Below are 20108 nucleotides of genomic sequence, written 5' to 3' on the forward strand. Positions count from 1 at the left end.
CCAGACCCCGTATGCGGAAGATACTCGTCGTCGGAGCCGGCCAGTCCGGCCTCCAGATCGCCCTCGGACTCCAGTCGAACGGGTACGAGGTCACCCTCATGTCCAACCGGACCGCGGACGAGATCCGCACCGGCCGGGTCATGTCGACGCAGTGCATGTTCCACACGGCCCTGCAGCACGAGCGCGATCTCCAGCTGAACTTCTGGGAGTCCCAGGCCCCGAAGATCGAAGGACTCGGCGTCTCGGTGGCGGCACCCGGCTCGTGGGCCGAGGGCCCGGCGGCCCGCGCGATCGACTGGGTGGGCCGGCTCGACGGATACGCCCAGTCCGTCGACCAGCGTGTGAAGATGGCCGGCTGGATGGAGACCTTCGCCCAGCGCGGCGGCCAGCTGGTCATCCATGGCGCGGCGGTCGGCGACCTCGACTACTTCTCCCGCACGTACGACCTGGTCCTGGTGTCGGCCGGCAAGGGCGAGCTGGTCTCCATGTTCGCCCGGGACCCGGAGCGCTCCCCGTACACCGAGCCGCAGCGCGCCCTCGCGGTGGCCTACGTCCATGGCCTCGGCCCGCGTCCCGAGCACCCGGAGTTCGACGCGGTCCGCTGCAATCTGGTCCCCGGCGTCGGCGAGCTGTTCATCATGCCGACGCTCACCACCTCCGGACGCGCCGACATCCTGTTCTGGGAGGGCATACCCGGCGGCCCGCTGGACGTCTTCAACGGCGTCAAGGACCCGGCGGAGCACCTCTCCCTGATCCTGGAACTCATGGAGAAGTTCACGCCGTGGGAGCACGCGCGGGCGACGAAGGCCGAACTGACGGACGCCGGTGGCACGTTGGCCGGACGCTACACGCCCACGGTCCGCAACCCGATCGGCCGTCTGCCGGGCGGCGGCCTGGTCCTGGGCGTCGCCGACGTGGTCGTCGCGAACGACCCGATCACCGGTCAGGGCTCCAACTCGGCGTCCAAGTGCGCGGCCGCGTACCTCGCCGCCATCCTGGAGCACGGTGACAAGCCGTTCGACGAAGAGTGGATGCAGGCGACGTTCGACCGCTACTGGGCGACCGCGCAGCACGTCACCAAGTGGACCAACGCGATGCTGGCCCCGCCGCCGGAGCACATCCTCAACCTGATCGGCGCGGCAGGTCAGCTTCAGCCGGCGGCGGATCGATTCGCCAACGCGTTCAACGACCCGGCCGACTTTGAGAACTTCTTCTATGAGCCGGAGAAGACCGAGGCGTATCTGGCTTCTTTGGCCTAGCCAGCGGCTTGTCCGGGCGTACGGCTCCCAGGATCGGGTGGGTCGCCATCGACGACACCTTGATCTTCTCGCCCGTTCTGGGGGCCTCGACCACCTTGCCCTTGCCCACGTACAGGGCCACGTGGGTGGCATCGCGGCGGTAGATCACCAGATCGCCCGGGCGCAGCTCCTTCAGCGGAACCCTCGGGAGCCGGGCCCACTGTTCCTGGCTGGTGCGGGGAATCGGGGTACCGGCGTGGTCCCAGGCCCGGGAGGTGAGGCCTGAGCAGTCGTACGTCTTCGGGCCCTCCGCGCCCCACTCGTACGGCTTCCCCAACTGCCGCATGGCATAGCGCACCGCCCGCTGGCCCGCGCCGGACGGCTTCCGCTCGCTGCTGAGCGCCCCGGAGGTGACGAGGTCCTGCTGCGCCTTGCTGATGCCCTTCTTCTCCAACTCGGCGATCTCGACGAGCTGTTCAGGACTGAGCGAGACGAGCTTCTCCTGGACGTCCCCCAGCCGCCGCTCCACCTCCTCCCGCTCCTTCTTCTGCCGCTCGGCGAGGGCGAGTTGCCTGTCCAGTGCCGTGCGGGCCTTGCGGGCAAGGACGTCGGCCTTCCGTTCGCTGCCCTCCAGCCGCCCCACCGTCTCGGCCCGCTCCCGCGCCAACTGCCCGATCACATGCCCCTGATCGAGCGCGTGCTGCGGATCGCGGGCGAGCAGCAGCCGTACGTACGAGGAGATCTCGGTGCTGCTCTGGTACTGCTGCCGCGCCAGCCGCCCCGCCGCGCCCCGGCTGTTGTGCAGGGAGAGCCGGACCCGGGTGAGTTCGCCGTCCAGGCGTCCGGCCTCGGCGCGCTGTTTCTTCAGCTTCTCCTCGGTGGCGTTATAGGTCTCGGTGGCCCGCTCCGCCTCCCGGTACAGCCGCTGAAGATCCGTCAGGAGCTGGGAGACCGACGCTTCCCCGGGCTCGGGGACGGCCATGGCCGGGGCCGGTACGAGGACGGCGCCGGCCGCCGTCGCCGCCGTACACACCAGACGCAGAAGCCTTCCTGACACCTCATCACCTCCGGTGCGGAGCAGCCCCTCTGCTCCGCACCGCGAGCATCAGGCTGACGCTCGTGATGCGCGCGCCGAGTGTGCGCGGTTCGGCGCAACCAGGTCACCCGTCCGCGTCGTCCCGCTTGCCGCCCGGCGTGGCGTCTGGCTTCGACCAGGGCCACTTCAGCCGGCTCTCCAGACGCCCCTCGGGGTCGTACGTGTACTTCCAGCGCCGGGAGAGTCCGACGGGCCGGCCCTCGACGCGGGGCACGCGCCGGTAGACGAGCACGGTGGGCGGGCCGCCGTCGGGGTCCGGGACGGGGATGCGGTACGTCTTGGGCGGGTGCCCGGTGATCCCCAGCAGTACGGGCAGCACGCGCCCGTCCATGGGCCCGCCCTCGAAGGGGGTGTCTTCGCTCTTCACGGCACCAGTGTCAGCCATCCTCGGCGAGCGCCTGGACCAGCGCCGCGGTCTGCGGGTCGCGGGCGCCGGTCACGGAGAGCACGGCGACGAACTGGTCGACCAGCCAGTCGCGCAGTTCGCCGACGGGGATCTGCTTGCCCTCGTCGAGCCAGAGGAGGGAGGCCGCCTCGACGGCGGTGATCCACACCTTGACGGTCATCCGGAGTCGGAGTCCGGGCGTGGTGACGTCCAGATGTCTGAGGATGTGCTCGGCGGCGGCCCGCCGCACTCCGTCGACGATGGAGGTGGTCCGGGAGGTCTCGACGACACTGCCGCCCTGGAGCAGCGCGCTGAACCCGGCGTCGTGCTCGTCGACGAAGGCGAGATACCGGTCGAGGGCCCGCCCCAGCCGGGTCAGCAACGGCCCTTCACGGGGCTCGTCGAAGCACTGCTGGAGCTCCTCGGCGGCGGAGCGCAGGGCGGCCTCGTACAGCTGTTGCTTGCCGCCGGGAAAGTACCGGTACACCAGCGGCCGCGACACCCCGGCGGCCTCCGCCACATCATCGAGCGAGACCTCTTCGGGCGCCCGATGAGCGAACAGCGACAAAGCGGCGGCGAGCAACTGACTGCGCCGCTCCTCGACACTGAGACGGCGATAGGCGGGAGTGGGGGCCGAGGAGCTCATGACGTGCAGCGTAACCGGCCCCGCCACAGCCCTCACCTAGGCCAGCAGTCCCGATGACCGCCACAGCCGCCGTCCGACTCCGCGCAGTACCCCGATGTCGTCCAGGAAGTCCGTCAGCCGTTTCGCGCCGGTCTGCATGACCTCCCGTCGGTGCCCGCTCGCCCGTACCTGCGCCACGGCCTCCCGCTTGTCCAGGCCCACATTCGTGTAGACCTCGGGGTTCACGAACGCCACCGAGAACACCCGGGCGAACTCCCCGGAGGTGACCCGAGTGAACTCCTGCGACCACTTGGGCGCCGTCAGCATCTGCCGCCGCAGCTCCTCGCGGGCGTAGCGGACATGCCGGGCCTCCTCGACGACATGGATCCGCGTGACGCCCCGGATCAACGGCTGCACCCGCTCGTCGGGGAAGGTCAGCCGCTGCATCCAGTCCAGGACTTCCTCCCCGAGCAGCGTCGCCGTAAAGGATCCCGGAGTCGTGGAGATCGTCTTGAACAGCCGTCCCAGATTCTGATGCACCCGGCTCACCGGGTACCAGGGCGTCTCCCCGCGCGAGATCAGCCGGGCGAACATCTTCGAGTGCCGGCACTCGTCCTCGATCTCGGTGAGCGCGTACCGCACATGCGCGCTCGTCGCCGCCTTGTCGTAGATGTGCCGCACCAGCAGCTGCATCAGGATCAGCTCGAACCAGATCCCCAGCGAGGCCAGCGCCGCCGCCTCGTGCTGGGAGAGCAGGATCCGCTGCTCCTCGCTCATCCGCTTCCAGATCGGGGTGTCGTACAGCGACACCAGCTCCGGCGGCCAGAACCACTTGCCCTCCTCGAAGGGCGCGTCCCAGTCCAGCTCCTTGTCGGGGTCGAAGGAGTGCTTCGCGGAGGAGTCGAGCAGCCGTTCGGCCACCTGCTCCCGGTCCTTGAGCAGGCCCAGCGCGTCGCGCAGGCCTTCCAGCGCGTCGGCTTCCGTGAGGGTCGTCATCGTTCTCCCAATTCGTTACCCGGGGTCACATCCTCCGTTCTCTTATGAGACTGCTTGTCAGCAAGGCCGTCAATCCCTCGTGCGGCACTTGTTGACCCCGCGTCTACCGAGCGGGAGCCTGCGAGACATGCCGACCTACGACGTGTACGCCAACGACCCGGGAGACCCCCTCTGGAAGGTGCCGGCGACCGGCGCGGCCCGCTTCTCCTGGGAGTACGACGACGGCCGCGACCGGCTGCTCGCCCTCTACCAGAAGGGCAAGGACAAGCAGTGGGACGGGCAGAAGCGGATCGACTGGACGCTGGAGGTGGACCCCGACGACCCGCTCGGCACCCCGGACGAGGCGATGTCGCTCTACGGCACCCGGCACTGGGCGAAGATGACGGACGCGGACAAGGGGGAGCTGCGCAAGCACTACGCGTCCTGGCAGTTCAGCCAGTTCCTGCACGGCGAGCAGGGCGCGATGGTCTGCGCCGCGCGCATTGTGGAGTCCGTCCCCGACCTGGACGCCAAGTTCTACTCGGCGACCCAGACCATGGACGAGGCCCGGCACGCCGAGATCTACGGCCGTTTCCTGCACGAGAAGATCGGGATGCTGTACCCGATCAACGACAACCTCCAGTCGCTGCTGGGCGACACGCTCGCCGACAGCCGCTGGGACATGCCGTACCTCGGTATGCAGGTCCTCATCGAGGGCCTCGCCCTCGCCGCGTTCGGGATGATCCGCGACACCACCGACAAGCCCCTCCCGAAGCAGATCCTCGCCTACGTCATGCAGGACGAGGCCCGCCATGTGGCCTTCGGCCGGATGGCACTGCGCGACTACTACCAGCAGCTCACCGACGCCGAACTGCGCGAACGCGAGGAGTTCGTCATCGAGGGCTGCTACCTGATGCGCGACCGTCTCAGGGGGAGTCGAGGTCCTGGAGAACTTCGGCATCCCGACCGCCGAGGCCGAGGAGTACAGCGAACAGTCCGAGTTCCTGGCCCTGTTCCGTCAGCTGCTCTTCTCCCGCATCGTCCCCTGCGTCAAGGACATCGGCCTGTGGGGCAAAGGCCTCCAACAGGCCTATGTCGACATGGGCGTCTTCGAGATGGGCGACTCCAACCTCGATCTGCTGATGGCCGAGGACGAGGAGATCGCCGAGAAACTGGATACGGAACGCTTTGCCGCGGAGGAGCATGATCGGATGGCAGAAGTGCAGGAAGCGATAGATCTGGGGACCAGTCCATGAACCGTGCCGCCGCCCGCCGCAGCCTCGAAGGCCTCGCCCTCGGCGACGCGTTCGGCGAGCGCTGGTTCCCCCTCTTCCGCGACCCGCAGCAGGCGTACGACGAGGTCCGCGCCCGCCGTATGCCCGAGGAGCGGGACTGGCACTGGACCGACGACACGGCGATGGCGCTCGGGGTCATGAGAGTGCTGGACCAGTACGGCGAGATCGAACAGCGGGAACTCGCCCTGGCCTTCGCGCTCGGCTACGACGCCGATCCCGCCCGCGGCTACGGCTACGGCATGCACCAGCTGCTGCCCCGGCTGCTCGACGAACCCGACCGCTGGCCCGAGTTCACCCGCGAACTCTTCGGCGGCGAGGGCAGCCTCGGCAACGGCGCCGCGATGCGGGTGGCACCCCTGGGTGCCTTCTTCCACGACAGCCTGGAGCGCGTCGTCGAACAGGCGACCCGTTCCGCCGAGGTCACCCACGCCCACCCGGAGGGCATCGCGGGCGCGGTTGCGGTGGCCGTGGCGGCGGCCCTGTCCGCACGCCGTGAGCTGACGCTCCCCGCGGTGGCCGACCTCACCCCCGACAGCGCCGTGCGCGAAGGCCTCGCCCGCGCCGCCGAGGTCCCCTTCACCACCGACCCCTGGAAGGCCGCCGACCTCCTCGGCAACGGTCAGCGCATCCGCGCCGACGACACCGTCCCCTTCGCCGTCTGGTCCGCGGCCCGCCACCCCGACGACCTGCTCCCGGCCCTGTGGACCACAGCCGAGGGCTTCGGCGACGTCGACACCACCTGCGCCATCACCGGCGGCATCGTGGCCGCCCGCACGGGCGTCGACGGCGTACCGCAGGAGTGGCTGAGCCGCCGGGAGCCGCTGTCCTAGACCGAGCAGCCCAGGCCGTCCGGCACCTCGAGCGCCACCGGCTCGGCGCTCTGTGCCGGGTACGACGTGCGGAAGGTGAAGGCGTACGGTGTCGGGCCGTGGGTGCGCAGGTGCAGCAGGCGGGCCTCCGCCTCCGCGACCGTCGGGCGGTGGCCGGCCGGGACCCACCACAGGGTCACCATCGCCTCCTGGACCTTCTCGAACCACTCCCTGCGGCGGGCCAGCATCTCCCGGTGGCGGCCCTGGTACATGTACGCGGTCAGGGCGTCGGCGTCCCGCCACACCGACATGTTGATGATCAGCCACTCGTCCCCGAAGACGGGGATGTCCGTGGCGTCGCCTTCCTCGGACTGGAGCCGCCAGACGAAGCCCTTCGCCGAGTCGGCGTCGGCGTTCACCGAGTCCAGCGCGTCGACGAAGTCCTTCAACTGAGGGGAGTCCAGCGGGGCTTTGAGGCGTCCGATGTTCACCTGGGCGAGTTCGTACGCGACTGAGGTCATGGACCGAACGTTAGGTCGGGAGACGCGCCGATCGGTACCCCCGTCTCAGCAACCGAGAACGCCCGCCTAGGAGTTGAGCACCGCCTCCATCACCGCCCGCGCGATCGGCGCCGCGTCCCCGCCCCCGCTGATCTCCCCACGGTCCGCCTCCGCGTCCTCCACCACCACCGCGACCGCCACCTTCGGCTCCAGGTCCCGCTCACCCTGCGCCCACGACACGAACCAGGCATACGGCGTCCCGGAGTTGCCGATGCCGTGCTGGGCGGTGCCGGTCTTGCCGCCGACGGTCACCCCCGGGATCGCCGCGTTCGTACCGGTGCCCTTCCGCACCACGTCCGTCATCAGCTCCCGCAGCCGTACCGCGGTCGCGGGATGCATCGCCTGCCGTACCGGACGGGACCCGGCCGTCTCCAGCGTCGCCCCGCCCGAGCGGATCGTCCGCTCCACCAGATACGGCTCCCGCACCTGCCCCCCGCTCGCCACCGCCGACGCGACCATCGCCATCTGCAAGGGCGTCGCCCGCGTGTTGTACTGCCCGATCGCCGACAGCGCGAGCTGCGCCCGGTCGACCGAGGTGTCGAAGGTGCTCGGCGCCACCGTGTACGGAATCCGCACCCCCGTGTCGTTGAACCCGAAGGCCTGCGCGGTGGCCGCCAGATCGGTCACCCCCACCCGCACCCCCAGCTTCGCGAACACGGTGTTGCACGACCACTCGAAGGCGGCCCGCAGCGAGGCGTCCGCGCACCCCTTCGCCTCGTTCGTCAGGCTCGTCGAGGTACCGGGCAGGGTGTACGGGTCGGGGGAGTCGGTCGGTTCGTCGACATCCGTGACCACCCCCGCGTCCAGCGCCGCCGCCGCGGTCACCACCTTGAAGGTCGACCCCGGCGGATACGTCTGCCGTACCGCCCGGTTGAGCATCGGCTTCTCCGGGTCCTCGTTCAGCCCGATCCAGGACCGCGCCACCGTCGGCCCGTTCCCCGACAGGGCCTCCGGGTTGTAGGAGGGCGTCGACACCAGCGCCAGGATCCGGCCCGTCGACGGCTCGATCGCCGCCACCGCGCCCTTGCGTCCGCCGAGCCCTTCGTAGGCCGCCCGCTGAGCCGATGCGCGCAGGGTCGTCAGCACATCGCCGCCCGGATTCCGGGCCCGGGTCAGATCGTTCAGCAGCGGGAACGACGACAGCATCGGATCCGAGCCGGACAGCACCCCGTCCTCGGTGTGCTCCAGGAGCGATGTGCCGTACACCTGCGAGGCGAAGCCGGTCACCGGCGCGTACAACGGGCCGTCCAGATAGGTGCGTTCATAGCGGAGCTGCTCGCCGGTGTCCTTGGATCCGGTGATCGGGCGGCCGCCGACCAGGATGTCGCCGCGCGGCTCGCCGTACCGGGCGATGGTCCCCCGGCGGTTGGCGGGGTTCTCGTCATAGGCGCCGGACTCGAAGACCTGGAGACGGGTGGCGTTCACCAGGAGCGCGGCCAGCAGCAGGGCGCAGAAGACGGCCGCGAGCCGGATGTGCCGGGTCACGCCGGGGCCTCCTCGTCGTAGCGCCGCCGCGCCGAGTCGCTCACCCGGACCAGCAGCGCCACGATCGCCCAGTTGGTGACGACCGACGAGCCGCCCTGCGCCAGGAACGGCATCGCCATGCCGGTCAGCGGGATCAGCCCGGTCACCCCGCCCGCGATCACGAACACCTGGAGCGCCACGATGGAGGCAAGACCCACCGCGAGCAGCTGCCCGAACGGGTCGCGCAGCGCGAGGCCCGCCCGGTAGCCGCGCTCCACGAGCAGGCCGTAGAGCAGGAAGATCGCGGACAGTCCGGCCAGGCCCAGCTCCTCGCCCGCCGTGGCCAGGATGAAGTCCGACTTGACGGCGAATCCGATCAGCACGGAGTGGCCGAGCCCGAGCCCGGTGCCGAGCATGCCGCCCGCCGCGAAGGCGAACAGCGACTGGGAGAGCTGGTTGGGGCCCTGCCCCGCCTCGATCGACGCGAACGGATGCAGCCAGTCCTCGACCCTGCTGTGCACATGCGGCTCCAGCCAGCCCACGGCCACGGCCCCCAGCGCGGCCAGCAGCAGCCCCACGGCGATCCACCCGGTGCGCCCTGTGGCGACGTACAGCAACACCACGAACAGGCCGAAGAACAACAGCGAGGTCCCGAGGTCCCGTTCGAGGATCAGGACGCCGACGCTCAGCAGCCAGATGGCGACGATCGGCCCGAGCACCCGCCCGGTCGGCAGTTGCAGCCGCCACACACGGCGGCCCGCATACGCCAGCGCCCCTCGGTTCGCGGCCAGATACGCGGCGAAGAACACCGCCAGCAGCACCTTCGCGAACTCGCCCGGCTGGATGGAGAATCCGGCGATCCGGATCCAGATCCGGGCGCCGTTCACGGCGGGGAACAGGATCGGCAGGATCAGCAGCCCGAGGGCGGCGACCACACAGACGTACGCATACCGCTGAAGGACCCGGTGGTCGCGCAGCAGCACCACCGTCACGATGAAGAACGCCACCCCCAGCGTGGACCACACGAGTTGGGCGGGCGCCGCCCGGTCGCCCGGGGTCTCCAGGTCGAGCCGGTAGATCAGCACCAGGCCCAGCCCGTTGAGCAGCACGCCGATCGGCAGCATCAGCGGATCCGCGTACGGCGCCCGGAACCGCACCGCCAAGTGGGCGACGAGCGCCAGCACACCGAGCCCGGCGCCGTAGCCGACGGCGCCGGGCGGGACGGTGCCGGTGCGGGCGAGGCCGACAGCGCAGTAGCCGTACACGGAGAGCAGGACGGCCACGACGATGAGGGACAGTTCGATGCCACGGCGCCGGGGGAGACGGACGGCGGGAGCGGGTGCGTCCGCTCGTGCCACGGTGGTTCCGGCCTTGCTCATGTCCGGAACTTACCCAAATAGGGCGTCTTGTGTGCCTTGCGGCTCAGCACCAGCGTGGCGCGGGCCCGATGTTGTTGATGAACCGGGCCGACCCCCAGGCCCAGGTGCCGTCCGTGAGGAGGTACCAGAGCGGGTTGCCCTGAATGTTCTGCCCGACCGTCTTGCAGAAGATCTTCACGATCTCCCCGCGGTGCGCGGTCCGAATGACTTGCCCGCCTCGGTTGGGGGCGCTGCGCAGCAGCAGGGTGTTGGCGGTGACCACGCCCTTGTACAGGCGGGGGTGGTGTTCCTGGTGGTTCCCACCCGAGTCGCCCCGGGACGACTCCCAGTCGTCACCGGCGACTGCGGGTGTGGCGAGTGCGCCGGCGGCGAGCGCGCCGGCGGCGACGGTTATGGCGAGACGGGAGCGGAGCGACATGGTGCCTACCTCCATAAGAGGGGGTGAAACTGACTATTCGCCACGCTATGGGCGCAAAGCGCCGGTCGCCTCTCAACATGGGCCATCCGGAGCGCCCCGATAGGGCGCGGGGCTGTGTCGATTTGCGGCTCCGCCGCGTGGGCGCGACTAGCCCCCACCGGCCGGCAGAGAAAGCACAGCCATAGCGCCCCCATCCTCTGCATTGGCAAAAGACAATCGCGCCCCCAACACCTCCGCCTGCCCCAACGCGATGGTCAGTCCCAACCCATGCCCCTTCGCGCCCCCCTCCGTACGAAACCGTTGCGGCCCATGCTCCAGCAAATACTCCGGATACCCAACCCCGTGGTCCCGCACGGTCACCCGAAGTTCATCCACCGTCACCACCACGGGGCCACGCCCATGGCGATGCGCATTCACCACCAAATTCCCGAGCACCCGCTCCAGCCGCCGCCGATCCGTCTCCACGGTCACATCCCGCAGAACGACCACCTCCGTACGGTCCCCGGCCGCCCGAACCACCCGCTCGGCCAACGCCCCCAACCGCTCGGTGTCCACATCAAGCCGCTCCCGCCCGGTATCAAGGCGAGAAATCTCCAGCAGATCCTCGGTGAGCGTCCGCAACGCCGCCACCCGATCCCGCACCAACTCCGTCGGCCGCCCCGGAGGCAACAGCTCCGCCGCCGCATGCAGCCCCGTCAACGGCGTCCGCAGCTCATGCGCCACATCCGCCGTGAACCGCTGCTCGGCCTGCAACTTCCCCTGCAGCGACCCCGCCATGGAGTCCAGCGCGGCGGCCACCGCGGCCACTTCGTCCTGCGGCCGCGAGGGATCCTTCGTCCGGGGATCGTCGACGCGAGCGTCCAGGTCGCCGCCGCTGATCCGCCGGGCCACCTGGGCCGTGGTGTGCAGCCGCCGGGTCACCCGGGTCACGGCGAGCGCGCCGACCAGCAGCGTCGTGCCGATGGCCAGCAGCGAGGACCACAGGATCGCCCGGTCCAGACCGTCGATCGTGCGGGCCTGCTGCGAGTAGTCGACCTGCACGGCCAGCGCCCGCGAGCCGTCGGCCGGACCCGCCGCCCACATCGTCGGCCGGCCCTCGTGGTCGGCGACCATCGTGCCGCGGTCCCCGGCGACGGCCAGCTCCCGCAGCGCCCCCGGCAGCCCCGCCGGATCGACGCCCGCGCCCGGCATCAGCCGGTCCCCGGCCTCGAAGGCGGTCGTCGCGTCGGTCAGCCGGGACAGCGCCTCGGTACGGGCCCGGCCGACGGTCTGGTTGGTCACCGAGACATGCACGAGCACACCGAGCAGCACGGTCAGCGCGCAGCACATCACCGTGATGAACACGGCCGCCTTGGTGGCGAGCGTCCCGGCCCAGCGGGGCAGCGAGGGCCTCATCGATCACTCGCCGAAGGCTTGGGCGACGGCTTGCGCTCACCCGTGCGCAGCATCTCGTCGTGGGTGAGCAGCATCGCGTTGGCCTGCGCGTCCCAGGTCCACTGGAGCCGGTACTCGTACCCCGCGACCTCCGAGGGCGCCCGGACGATCACGGACCGCCCGGCCAGCTCCACCGCGCTGACGGCGTCGTCGTAGGACATGACCCGCACCAACCGGTGCTTCTGGACGGTGTAGACGCGCATGCCGGTCAGCTCGCCGGGCAGGAGCCGGAAGCCGAGCGTCAGGTCCTCGCGTCCGTCGCCGCTCAGGTCCCGGTAGTAGGGCGTGAGGACGGGACAGCGGGCGCTGCCGGTGTCGCAGTCGGCCATCCGCCCCGCGGTCTCGCGGTACGGCGCCTTCGCGCCCTCGTAGTCGCCGGGACTCGCGGCGATCTCGGCGCGCACGACCGCCACCGGGTCGACCTTGCGGATGTCGTCGCCGGGCACGTCGACGCCCTTGACGACCTCGGTGGTCACCTCGCCGATCTCGAAGGCGGGGCTGGACGCCGGGGTCAGCTCGGGCCAGAGCCGGGCCGGGCTGACCGCGGTCGGGGTGGCGCCCGCGCCCTGGAGTCCGCCGGCGTCACCGCAGCCCGCGGCGGTCACCAGCAGCAGGGCGACGCCGACGGTCGTACGGACGACGGTGCGGGGCACGGTGCTCCTGTGGTTCGGAGGTGAGCGGTGGCCCCGTACACCTTATTCGGAGGGAAGTCCCTTTTGCCCGCCCGGGTGGGCCGGGGTGATCACTCGGTGAGCTCCTCGAGCAGCCGGGCGGTGGACAGACCGGCGCGCAGGTACTCGACGAAGAGGTCATTGTGCAGGGCCCAGGGCGAGCGCCGGGACCGTATCAGCCGGATCGCCTCCTCGACGGAGTGCCCCCGCCTCATGAGCGTCTGCGCGACGACCAGACCCGAGCGGTTGTACCCGTGGTAGCAGCGCACCAGGACCGACCGGCCCGCGTCCAGCGCCTCCCCCGCGGCCTGCGCCAGCCGCATCACGCCGGTGAGCTGCGTCCCGTCCAGCGGCCCGTCCGGGATGGGCCACACATGGTGCTCCACACCGCCGTCGGGCCCGTGCCCGGGCAGCCGTAGCAGCGTCTGTACGAGATCGAACTCGTCCCGTACGACGACGAACTCCAGCTGCCCCGCCACCGCCCGGAACTCATGACCGCCCATCCACAGGCCGGGCACGATCTCGTCCCACGGGGTGTCCGGAGCAGGAACGTCGGGTTGCTTCCTGCGGGTACGCAATTGGCGCCTCCCCCAACTTCCCCTCCCAACTCCTCTCAAAGGTAGCCGGGTTCTTGCCCCTGGAGCACCCCGCCTGTTCCCATGGTCAAAGGGGTGATGGTGCATGAGCGCACTGCGTGTCGTGCCGACCTGGCGCCACGGCCAGGAACGGCTGTACGTCTGCCTCACGGACGGCAGGAACATCGCTTGGTACGACCGTGAGGCCGCCAGAGTCAACCTGCTCAGCGACGAGCGCCGGGACGAGGTGCTGGAAGTCCTGGGCCCGTTCCTCAGCGGCCCGGTGGCGGTGGGACCGCCGCCGGTCCCGACCCCGGCCGAGCTGGCCCGCCTCACCCTCCATCCGGACGACGACCTGGCGCCCAACCGTCCCGGCGAGGCGCTCCTGATCGCCCTGGACCGCGACCCGGGACCGCCCAAGCGGCTGCGCACGGATCCCAGGCGCCGCGCGCTCACCGCCGAACAGACGGTGGGGGAGGCCCTGGACCGCCTCGACGGCGCGGGCTGGCACACCCTGCACTCGATCCCGCTGCCGGGCGGGGCGCGGATCCATCACCTGGCGATTGGACCGGCGGGGCTGTTCGCCATCCACACCCTGTACGCCCGTAAGCAGCGGATCAGGGTCGCGGATCCGATGGTCACGATCGGCCGCCGGGAACCGCATCCCCTCCTGCGCCGCGTCCGGGCCGACGCCGACCGCGCCTCGTACGCCCTGACGGCGGAGGTCCGCCCGGTCCTGGCCCTGGCCGGTCCCGCGGACGTCTCGGTCACCGCCCCCGTCCGCGAGGTCCGCGTCCTCCAGGACACGAACCTCGGGGAGCTGGCCCGGCAAGGGGGCGTCCTCAAACCGGCGGACGTGGAGGCGCTGCACGCGATGGCACGGGACCGGAACACCTGGACGCGGGTCTAGTCCACCGGGCGGAAGTAGTGGTCCAGCGCGAAGCGGCCGATCTCGCGGCCCATCGCGTTGCCCACGAGGTCGCTGGTCCGGTAGTGGATCCCGCCGAACACCCGGGCGTCGATCACATCACGGTTGAAGTCGGCCGCCCGCTTGTACGTACGGGTGGTGCCGGTGACCGCCGAGGAGATCCGGAAGGCCACGTCCCCGCCGGTCAGCCGGTCCAGCACGGTGATCGCGGCCCCGTCGATGGCGCAGTGGCCGCTGACGTAGTCCGGATAGGGCGGCGTGCGCAGCAGCGGCTCCCAACTCCCGTCGGGCTCGGTCGCCGGGTTGCCGTCGGTGGCGGCCAGCCGGATCGCGGTGATCGGGCGCCACTGGGCGTGCGTGAACTTGGCGTTCCACGCGGTGATCGCCGCGTCCGCGGTCGCCGTGTTGGCGGCGGCGAACAGCCGGGCCGCGTCGACGATGTCCAGCCCGTGCCGTGCGGTGTGGCCGCGGTAGGCGGCCTGCAACTGCACCGTCAGGACATCGGCGTAGAAGCGAGCGGTCTCGGTCTGCCGCGCCGACCGTTTGCTCTTCTTTCCTCCGAGCGCCTTCACCTCGGCGACGTCCCTCGCGTACTGCCGGGAGTGCGGCGGGGGCGGCGGCCCCGGCACGAACTGGTCCGACGACTCGACCAGCAGCGGCCGCATCTTGGCCAGCCAGGGGAGGTGGAAGGTCTGGTTCGCGGGCGGAGTGGGCCGCCAGACGCCCATCGCGGGCTGCCTGCCGAAGCTCACGGGTGCACCGCGCCCGTCGTCCACCCGCATCCGTACGAGGTGTTCGGCGGCCTTCCGCCCGAAGGCGACACCGAGGTCCTGGGCACGCCCGTCGGGAATCTTCGCGAGCGAGTCTTCGAAGGCCGCGTCGATCCGGTTCCTGGACTTCGGGAAGTACGTCAGAAGCACCCGGTGTGCGGCTGCCGCGGCCGCCGCCTCGGAGGAGGCGGTGGCGGGCGCCCGCCCGTGCCACTTGTACGGGGAGTACCGGCCCTCGACGCCCACCACCGCGTTGTACACGGCGGCCGACACAAAGCCGTGCCACACGAGCTGCTCGGCGGCATACAGCTTGGCATCGCCGTTGATGACGGCATCGGCGGTCCGATTCCAGTCGGTGATCACCCCGGCGTCCGGGGTCCGCGGGGTGGCCTCGGAGGGCGGGGCGAGGGGGGAGTGCGGCGCCGAGCGTGAGAGCGGAGAGGCCGACTAGGAGGGTACGGCGGAGGGGCATGTGGCTCCTTTGGGTCTGAGAGGAGGGGGAGGGGAGGGTCCGGCGCTACGGCGGCGTTTGCGCAGGTCCGGGCCGAGGTCATTGCCGCGGCAGCGTCCCCGCCCGGTCCGGGGCGAGGAGTGGGGCCAGCAGGTCGCCGTAGTCCTGGATGCGGGGGGCGAGGTCCGGTGCGGTGAAGGCCAGCTGGGTCGGGTTCCGGCAGTCCTCGACCTCGGTCCAGGTGACCGGCGCGGAGACCCAGGGCTCGGGGCGGGCGCGCAGGGTGTAGGGCGTGGCCGTGGTCTTGCGGGCGGCGTTCTGGCTCCAGTCGACGAAGACCTTCCCGGGCCGCAGGCTGCGCGTCATCCGGTGCAGGACGAGCCGCGGCATGGCCTTCTCGGCCTCCGTCGCGAGCCCCTTGGCGTACTCCGACACCTGGTCGGAGGACGAACCCCGGACCGCGGCCAGCAGATGCAGCCCCTTCGACCCGGAGGTCTTCGCGTACGCCTCGATCCCGTCCGCCGCGAGCCGCTCGCGCAGCCACAGGGCGACTTCGCAGCACTCCACGATCGTCGCCGGGGTGCCGGGGTCCAGGTCGAAGACGAGCCGGTCGGCGTCCCCGGGTGCCTGGGCGACCCACTGGTGGGTGTGGAACTCGGTGACCAGGTTCGCCGCCCACATCAGACTCGGCAGATCCTGCACGAGCACCATCCGGGCCGGCCCCTCCGAACGGGGGACCTCGGCGGTGGTGACCCACTCGGGCGTACCCGGCGGCACGTTCTTGGTGAAGAAGACCTGTCCGTCCGGCCCGTCCGGGTACCGCAGGAAGGAGACCGGCCGGTCACGCAGATGGGGCAGCAGCACGTCGGCGGTCGTGGCGTAGTAGTGCAGCACCTCGCCCTTGGTGAAGCCGGTCGCCGGGTACAGCACCTTCTCCAGATTGCTGAGCGCGAGCCGTCGCCCCTTCACCTCTGTGATCGGCGTCATACGATGAGAATCCCATGGAAATGGGATGAAGAGCTGCGAAGTAAACCCAAACCCGACGAAAGGGTGCTGCACGTGAGATCCATATGGAACGGCGCCATCTCGTTCGGTCTGGTCAGCATCCCGATCAAGGTGGTGAACGCGACCGAGAGCCACTCGATCTCGTTCCGCCAGATCCACGCGGAGGACGGCGGCCGCATCCGCTACCGCAAGTTCTGCGAACTGGAGGACCGCGAGGTCACCCAGTCGGAGATCGGCAAGGGATACGAGGACGCGGACGGCACGATCGTCCCGATCACCGACGAGGATCTGGCCCAGCTGCCGATCTCGACGGCGAAGACGATCGAGATCGTGGCCTTCGTCCCGGAGGACCGTATCGACCCGCTCCAGATGGACGCGGCGTACTACTTGGCGGCGAGCGGCGCGCCGGCGGCGAAGCCGTACACCCTTCTGCGTGAAGCCCTGAAGCGCAGCAACAAGGTGGCCATCGCCAAGTTCGCCCTCCGCGGCCGGGAACGCCTGGGCATGCTCCGGGTCGTGGGCGACGCCATCGCCATGCACGGCCTGCTCTGGCCGGACGAGGTCCGTGCCCCCGAGGGCGTGGCGCCCGATGTGGGAGTCACGGTCCGGGACAAGGAACTGGACCTGGCGGACGCCCTGATGGACACCCTGGGCGAGGTGGAGCTGGAGGACCTCCATGACGAGTACCGCGAGGCGGTGGAGGAGGTCATCGCCGCGAAGGCCGCCGGCGAGGCCCCCCGCGAGGCCCCCGAACCGGCCAAGGGCGGCAAGGTCCTGGACCTGATGGCGGCCCTGGAGAAGAGCGTCCGCGCGGCGAAGGAGTCGCGGGGCGAGGAACCGGCGGAGGTCACGCAACTCCCCCAGCGCAAGACGTCCCGCGCCACCCCGAAACAGACGACGGGCAAGAAGTCGACGGCATCGACGACGAAAAAGACGGCGGCGAAGAAGACGACGGCTGCGAAGAAGTCCACGGCATCGACGACGAAGAGCACATCAAAGAAGACGGCATCGACGACGAAGAGCACGGCGACGAAGAGTGCGGCGAAGAAGACCCCGGCGAAGAAGACGACGGCCCGCAAGCGGACAGCATGACTGTTACGGCGTTGCCGTTCCGGCCCTACACCCGCCGCAGCGCCAGCACCGCGTTGTGCCCCCCGAACCCGAACGAGTTGCTGAGCACCAGATCCCCGTCCACCGGCAACGCCCGCGGCACCCCCCGCACCACATCCACCCCCATCGCATCGTCGACCTCCCCGCTCCCCACAGTCGGCGGCACCACCCCGTGATGCAGCGTGAGCACCGCGGCCACGGCCTCCACCCCACCCGCGGCCCCCTGCAGATGCCCAAGGTGCCCCTTCAAAGCGGTGACCGGCACAGCCCGCCCCCCGAACACCGCCCGCAAGGCCCCCGCCTCCGCGAGATCACCCTCCACCGTCGCCGTGGCATGGGCGTTGACGTGTACGACATCCACCACATGCCCCCCGGCATCCCGCACCGCCCGCCGCAGCGCCAGCGCGACCCCGCTCCCGGACGGATCGGGCGCGGCCATGTGATGCGCGTCGGCGGACAGTCCCCACCCCGCCGCCTCGCAATAGATCCGCGCACCCCGGGCCAGGGCATGCTCCTCGGCCTCCAGTACGAGCACCCCCGCCCCCTCCCCGTTGACGAACCCGTCCCGCCCCTTCCCGAACGGCCGAGAAGGCGACCCCTCGTCAACACCCCCGGAGGCCAACGCCCGCATGGCAGCGAAGGACGCCATGATCGCCGGCGTCACGACAGCCTCGGCCCCGCCCGCGAGGGCGACGTCGACACGGCCGTACCGTATGCGGTCGACGGCCTCCCCGATGGCCTCGGTGCCGGAGGCGCACGCGCTGGTCACGGTCCGCGCCTCACCCGTGATGTGCAGGTCGAGCGAGACCTGCGAGGCGGCCTGCGACGGCACCGTCATCGGTGTGGTCAGCGGTGAAACCCCCCGCGGCCCCTTCTCCCGCAGCTTCCGGTCCCCACCGACGAGTACGGACGCGTCCCCGAGAATCGCCCCGAGGCTCACCCCCACCCGCTCCGGATCGATCCCGCTCTCCCGAGTCCCGCCCTCGACGAACCCGGCATCCGCCCAGGCCTCCCGCGCGGCCAGTACGGCGAACTGCGCGGCCCGGTTCATCCGCCGAGCGGCAGCCCGCGGCAACAGCACGGCAGGATCGACGGGCACCACCCCCGCCACCCGCACCGGCAGCTCCGCGAACTCCTCCCCGTCCAACTCCCGTATCCCGTGCCGCCCGTCGAGCAGCCCCTGCCACAGCTCCCCGACCCCGACCCCGAGCGGCGACACGGCCCCGAGCCCGGTGACAACAACCCGCCGCAGCCCAGGAACGGCCGCTTCCCGCACCGGCCGCGCCTCATGCCGTACGACGAACCCGTCCCGATCGGCGTCACCGGCCCACTGCCGTACCTCCTCGTCCGACACCGGTTCGCCGCCGTAGGCGTCGAGGTCCCGATGCCACACCCCCCACCGCCGCAGATACGTCACCGCCTCGGCCAGCGGATCAACGGCCCGCAGCGATGTCACCCGGTCCCCGTCCCGGAACTCGACGCCGTCCAGCGGCACCGACGACACCAGCGGAACCTCCGCCACGTCCAGCCGCCGGCACGCGACCGTCACCTCCCGCCCCCGAGCGAGCAGTTCGTCCCGGTCCACCCCGCCGAGCGGCGGCCGCAGGGTCACCCGGATCGTCTCCGGCGACTCGGGCAAGGTGTGCATCACGACGAACCACCGCTGCCGTACGACGTCTTCGCCCGACAGGGCGACCAGATCACCGGGAATCACCTCGGCGACGCTCACGGAGTGCGGATGTATGGGAACTTGGTGCATATCTGTACGAGCTTCCTGTGACCCGAGTAGTTCTGCCGGACTTGTCCCGAGTGAACTGGACACGGGCGCCGGAGGCCATAGTTGAATCAATAACCTTCCCGTTCCTTTGCATTCCGCAAACAGGAACGGGAGGCGCATGCTCCGCAACTGCTGCTCATCTGGCCCGAGTTGACCTGAAGGCTCCCGAACGGGATGTGGGAAACGTCACGGTCGCATATGACGGGCAGTCACGTCACTCGAGAGGAGATCCAGCCGTGCAGAGCTTGGCGATCATCGAGGCACCGTCGGTCCTCGGCCTGCGCCCCAGCGGCGTGGCGAACCTGCCGACCGCACTACGTCGGGCAGGGCTGCTGGAGGGATTCGACGTGGCCCGCTCGGACAGACTGGAGCCCCCGTACTTCGACCCGAGGCGCGACCCGGAGACGGGCATCCTCAACCCCCTGGCCATCGCGGACTACTCGACCGAACTGGCCGATGCCGTAGGAGCCGCCCTGGACCAGGACCTCTTCCCGGTCGTCCTCGGCGGAGACTGCACGATCCTGCTGGGCAACCTCCTGGCCCTGCGCCGCCGTGGCCGCCACGGCCTGCTCTTCCTGGACGGCCACACCGACTTCTACCAGCCGTCCGCCGAACCGAACGGTGAGGCGGCCTCGATGGAACTGGCCCTGGCGACGGGCCGCGGCCCCGCCGTCCTCACGAACCTGGAAGGCCGAGGCCCCCTCCTCAAGGACGAGGACGTGGTCGCCTTCGCCTTCCGCGACGAGCCGGAGTCCATGGCGGCGGGGATGCAGTCGCTGCCCCCGGCCCTGCACGCGATGGACCTGGCCAAGGTCCGCGAGCTGGGCATCGAAGCGGCCACGGCCCAGGCCCTGGCCCACCTCCCCACCGCCTACTGGACCCATCTGGACGCCGACGTCCTCCACGACACCGTCATGCCGGCCGTCGACTACCGCGTCCCCGACGGCCTGACCTGGCCGGAACTCGAACACGTACTAACCGCTGCGCTGGCCGACAACCGCTGCCGCGGCCTGGACGTCACGATCTTCAACCCCCACCTCGACCCAACCGGCACAATCACCACCCGCTTCACGGACTGCCTCCACCGGGCCCTGTCCACGAGAGCGGTCACCGGCTGAACGACTCGGCTAGGCGCCCGGCTTC

Annotated in this window: 19 protein-coding genes and 1 pseudogene; 6 read left to right on the forward strand and 14 right to left on the reverse strand. The window is 70.5% G+C overall.

The window, feature by feature from the left end:
• Nucleotides 1-11: 11 nt before the first annotated feature.
• Nucleotides 12-1259 (forward strand): styrene monooxygenase/indole monooxygenase family protein, encoded by a 1248-nt coding sequence (locus OHT76_RS29110; RefSeq protein WP_328873815.1) that lies wholly within the window; start codon nucleotides 12-14, stop codon nucleotides 1257-1259.
• Here OHT76_RS29110 and OHT76_RS29115 read toward each other — a convergent pair.
• The 4 genes from OHT76_RS29115 to OHT76_RS29130 form a co-directional block, all read right to left on the reverse strand.
• Nucleotides 1183-2295 carry a C40 family peptidase gene (locus OHT76_RS29115; protein WP_328873816.1) on the reverse strand — a complete coding sequence of 371 codons (1113 nt, stop codon included), beginning with the start codon at nucleotides 2293-2295 and terminating at the stop codon, nucleotides 1183-1185. The genes OHT76_RS29110 and OHT76_RS29115 overlap by 77 nt on opposite strands.
• A gap of 103 nt (nucleotides 2296-2398) precedes the next feature.
• Nucleotides 2399-2701: a hypothetical protein gene (locus tag OHT76_RS29120; protein ID WP_328873817.1), complete on the reverse strand. Its 303-nt coding sequence runs from the start codon at nucleotides 2699-2701 to the stop codon at nucleotides 2399-2401.
• 10 nt (nucleotides 2702-2711) lie between these two features.
• On the reverse strand, nucleotides 2712-3365 hold the full coding sequence (locus OHT76_RS29125) for a TetR/AcrR family transcriptional regulator (RefSeq protein ID WP_328873818.1): 654 nt from the start codon (nucleotides 3363-3365) through the stop codon (nucleotides 2712-2714).
• 36 nt (nucleotides 3366-3401) lie between these two features.
• A complete protein-coding gene (locus OHT76_RS29130) occupies nucleotides 3402-4340 on the reverse strand; it encodes an AurF N-oxygenase family protein (RefSeq protein WP_186285277.1) in 939 nt (312 codons plus the stop codon).
• 127 nt (nucleotides 4341-4467) lie between these two features.
• Here OHT76_RS29130 and OHT76_RS29135 point away from each other — a divergent pair.
• Together OHT76_RS29135 and OHT76_RS29140 are read left to right on the forward strand one after the other, a co-directional pair.
• Nucleotides 4468-5575: pseudogene (locus OHT76_RS29135) on the forward strand (ferritin-like domain-containing protein).
• Nucleotides 5572-6444, forward strand: coding sequence for an ADP-ribosylglycohydrolase family protein (locus OHT76_RS29140; RefSeq protein ID WP_328873819.1), 873 nt, complete (start codon nucleotides 5572-5574; stop codon nucleotides 6442-6444). Before OHT76_RS29135 ends, OHT76_RS29140 begins: the two are co-directional and overlap by 4 nt.
• Here OHT76_RS29140 and OHT76_RS29145 read toward each other — a convergent pair.
• From OHT76_RS29145 to OHT76_RS29175, 7 genes are all read right to left on the reverse strand, one after another.
• Complete coding sequence (locus OHT76_RS29145) at nucleotides 6441-6944, reverse strand: DUF3291 domain-containing protein (RefSeq protein ID WP_328873820.1); 504 nt, start codon at nucleotides 6942-6944, stop codon at nucleotides 6441-6443. The two genes, OHT76_RS29140 and OHT76_RS29145, sit on opposite strands and share 4 nt — an antisense overlap.
• A 66-nt stretch (nucleotides 6945-7010) precedes the next feature.
• Nucleotides 7011-8468: a penicillin-binding transpeptidase domain-containing protein gene (locus OHT76_RS29150; RefSeq protein WP_328873821.1), complete on the reverse strand. Its 1458-nt coding sequence runs from the start codon at nucleotides 8466-8468 to the stop codon at nucleotides 7011-7013.
• On the reverse strand, nucleotides 8465-9826 hold the full coding sequence (locus OHT76_RS29155) for an FtsW/RodA/SpoVE family cell cycle protein (RefSeq protein WP_328873822.1): 1362 nt from the start codon (nucleotides 9824-9826) through the stop codon (nucleotides 8465-8467). Before OHT76_RS29155 ends, OHT76_RS29150 begins: the two co-directional genes overlap by 4 nt.
• Nucleotides 9827-9869: 43 nt before the next feature.
• Nucleotides 9870-10244, reverse strand: coding sequence for an SH3 domain-containing protein (locus tag OHT76_RS29160; RefSeq protein ID WP_328873823.1), 375 nt, complete (start codon nucleotides 10242-10244; stop codon nucleotides 9870-9872).
• Nucleotides 10245-10391: 147 nt separating this feature from the next.
• Nucleotides 10392-11639, reverse strand: coding sequence for an ATP-binding protein (locus OHT76_RS29165; protein WP_328873824.1), 1248 nt, complete (start codon nucleotides 11637-11639; stop codon nucleotides 10392-10394).
• A complete protein-coding gene (locus tag OHT76_RS29170) occupies nucleotides 11636-12331 on the reverse strand; it encodes a hypothetical protein (RefSeq protein WP_328873825.1) in 696 nt (231 codons plus the stop codon). The genes OHT76_RS29165 and OHT76_RS29170 overlap by 4 nt, the downstream gene beginning before the upstream one ends.
• An 89-nt stretch (nucleotides 12332-12420) precedes the next feature.
• The gene (locus OHT76_RS29175; RefSeq protein ID WP_328873826.1) at nucleotides 12421-12927 is read right to left on the reverse strand and encodes a protein-tyrosine phosphatase family protein; all 507 of its coding nucleotides are present in this window, start codon (nucleotides 12925-12927) and stop codon (nucleotides 12421-12423) included.
• 103 nt (nucleotides 12928-13030) lie between these two features.
• Between OHT76_RS29175 and OHT76_RS29180 the strand changes: the two genes are divergently transcribed.
• Nucleotides 13031-13834 carry a nuclease-related domain-containing protein gene (locus OHT76_RS29180; protein WP_328873827.1) on the forward strand — a complete coding sequence of 268 codons (804 nt, stop codon included), beginning with the start codon at nucleotides 13031-13033 and terminating at the stop codon, nucleotides 13832-13834.
• On the opposite strand, the gene OHT76_RS29185 is transcribed toward OHT76_RS29180, so the two are convergent.
• The gene (locus tag OHT76_RS29185; protein ID WP_328873828.1) at nucleotides 13831-14985 is read right to left on the reverse strand and encodes a vanadium-dependent haloperoxidase; all 1155 of its coding nucleotides are present in this window, start codon (nucleotides 14983-14985) and stop codon (nucleotides 13831-13833) included. The two genes, OHT76_RS29180 and OHT76_RS29185, sit on opposite strands and share 4 nt — an antisense overlap.
• Nucleotides 14986-15172: 187 nt before the next feature.
• A complete protein-coding gene (gene ligD, locus OHT76_RS29190; protein ID WP_328873829.1) occupies nucleotides 15173-16060 on the reverse strand; it encodes a non-homologous end-joining DNA ligase in 888 nt (295 codons plus the stop codon).
• A gap of 72 nt (nucleotides 16061-16132) precedes the next feature.
• On the opposite strand from ligD, the gene ku reads away from it, so the two are divergent.
• Entirely contained in the window at nucleotides 16133-17170 is a 1038-nt protein-coding gene (gene ku / locus OHT76_RS29195; RefSeq protein WP_443049847.1) for a non-homologous end joining protein Ku, read from the forward strand.
• Nucleotides 17171-17195: 25 nt separating this feature from the next.
• On the opposite strand, the gene OHT76_RS29200 is transcribed toward ku, so the two are convergent.
• A complete protein-coding gene (locus OHT76_RS29200) occupies nucleotides 17196-18947 on the reverse strand; it encodes a beta-ketoacyl-[acyl-carrier-protein] synthase family protein (protein ID WP_328873831.1) in 1752 nt (583 codons plus the stop codon).
• Between the two features lie 254 nt (nucleotides 18948-19201).
• Between OHT76_RS29200 and OHT76_RS29205 the strand changes: the two genes are divergently transcribed.
• A complete protein-coding gene (locus tag OHT76_RS29205; protein WP_328873832.1) occupies nucleotides 19202-20083 on the forward strand; it encodes an arginase family protein in 882 nt (293 codons plus the stop codon).
• Nucleotides 20084-20108 lie beyond the last annotated feature (25 nt).

Source organism: Streptomyces sp. NBC_00287 (genome assembly GCF_036173105.1).
Lineage (GTDB): Bacteria > Actinomycetota > Actinomycetes > Streptomycetales > Streptomycetaceae > Streptomyces.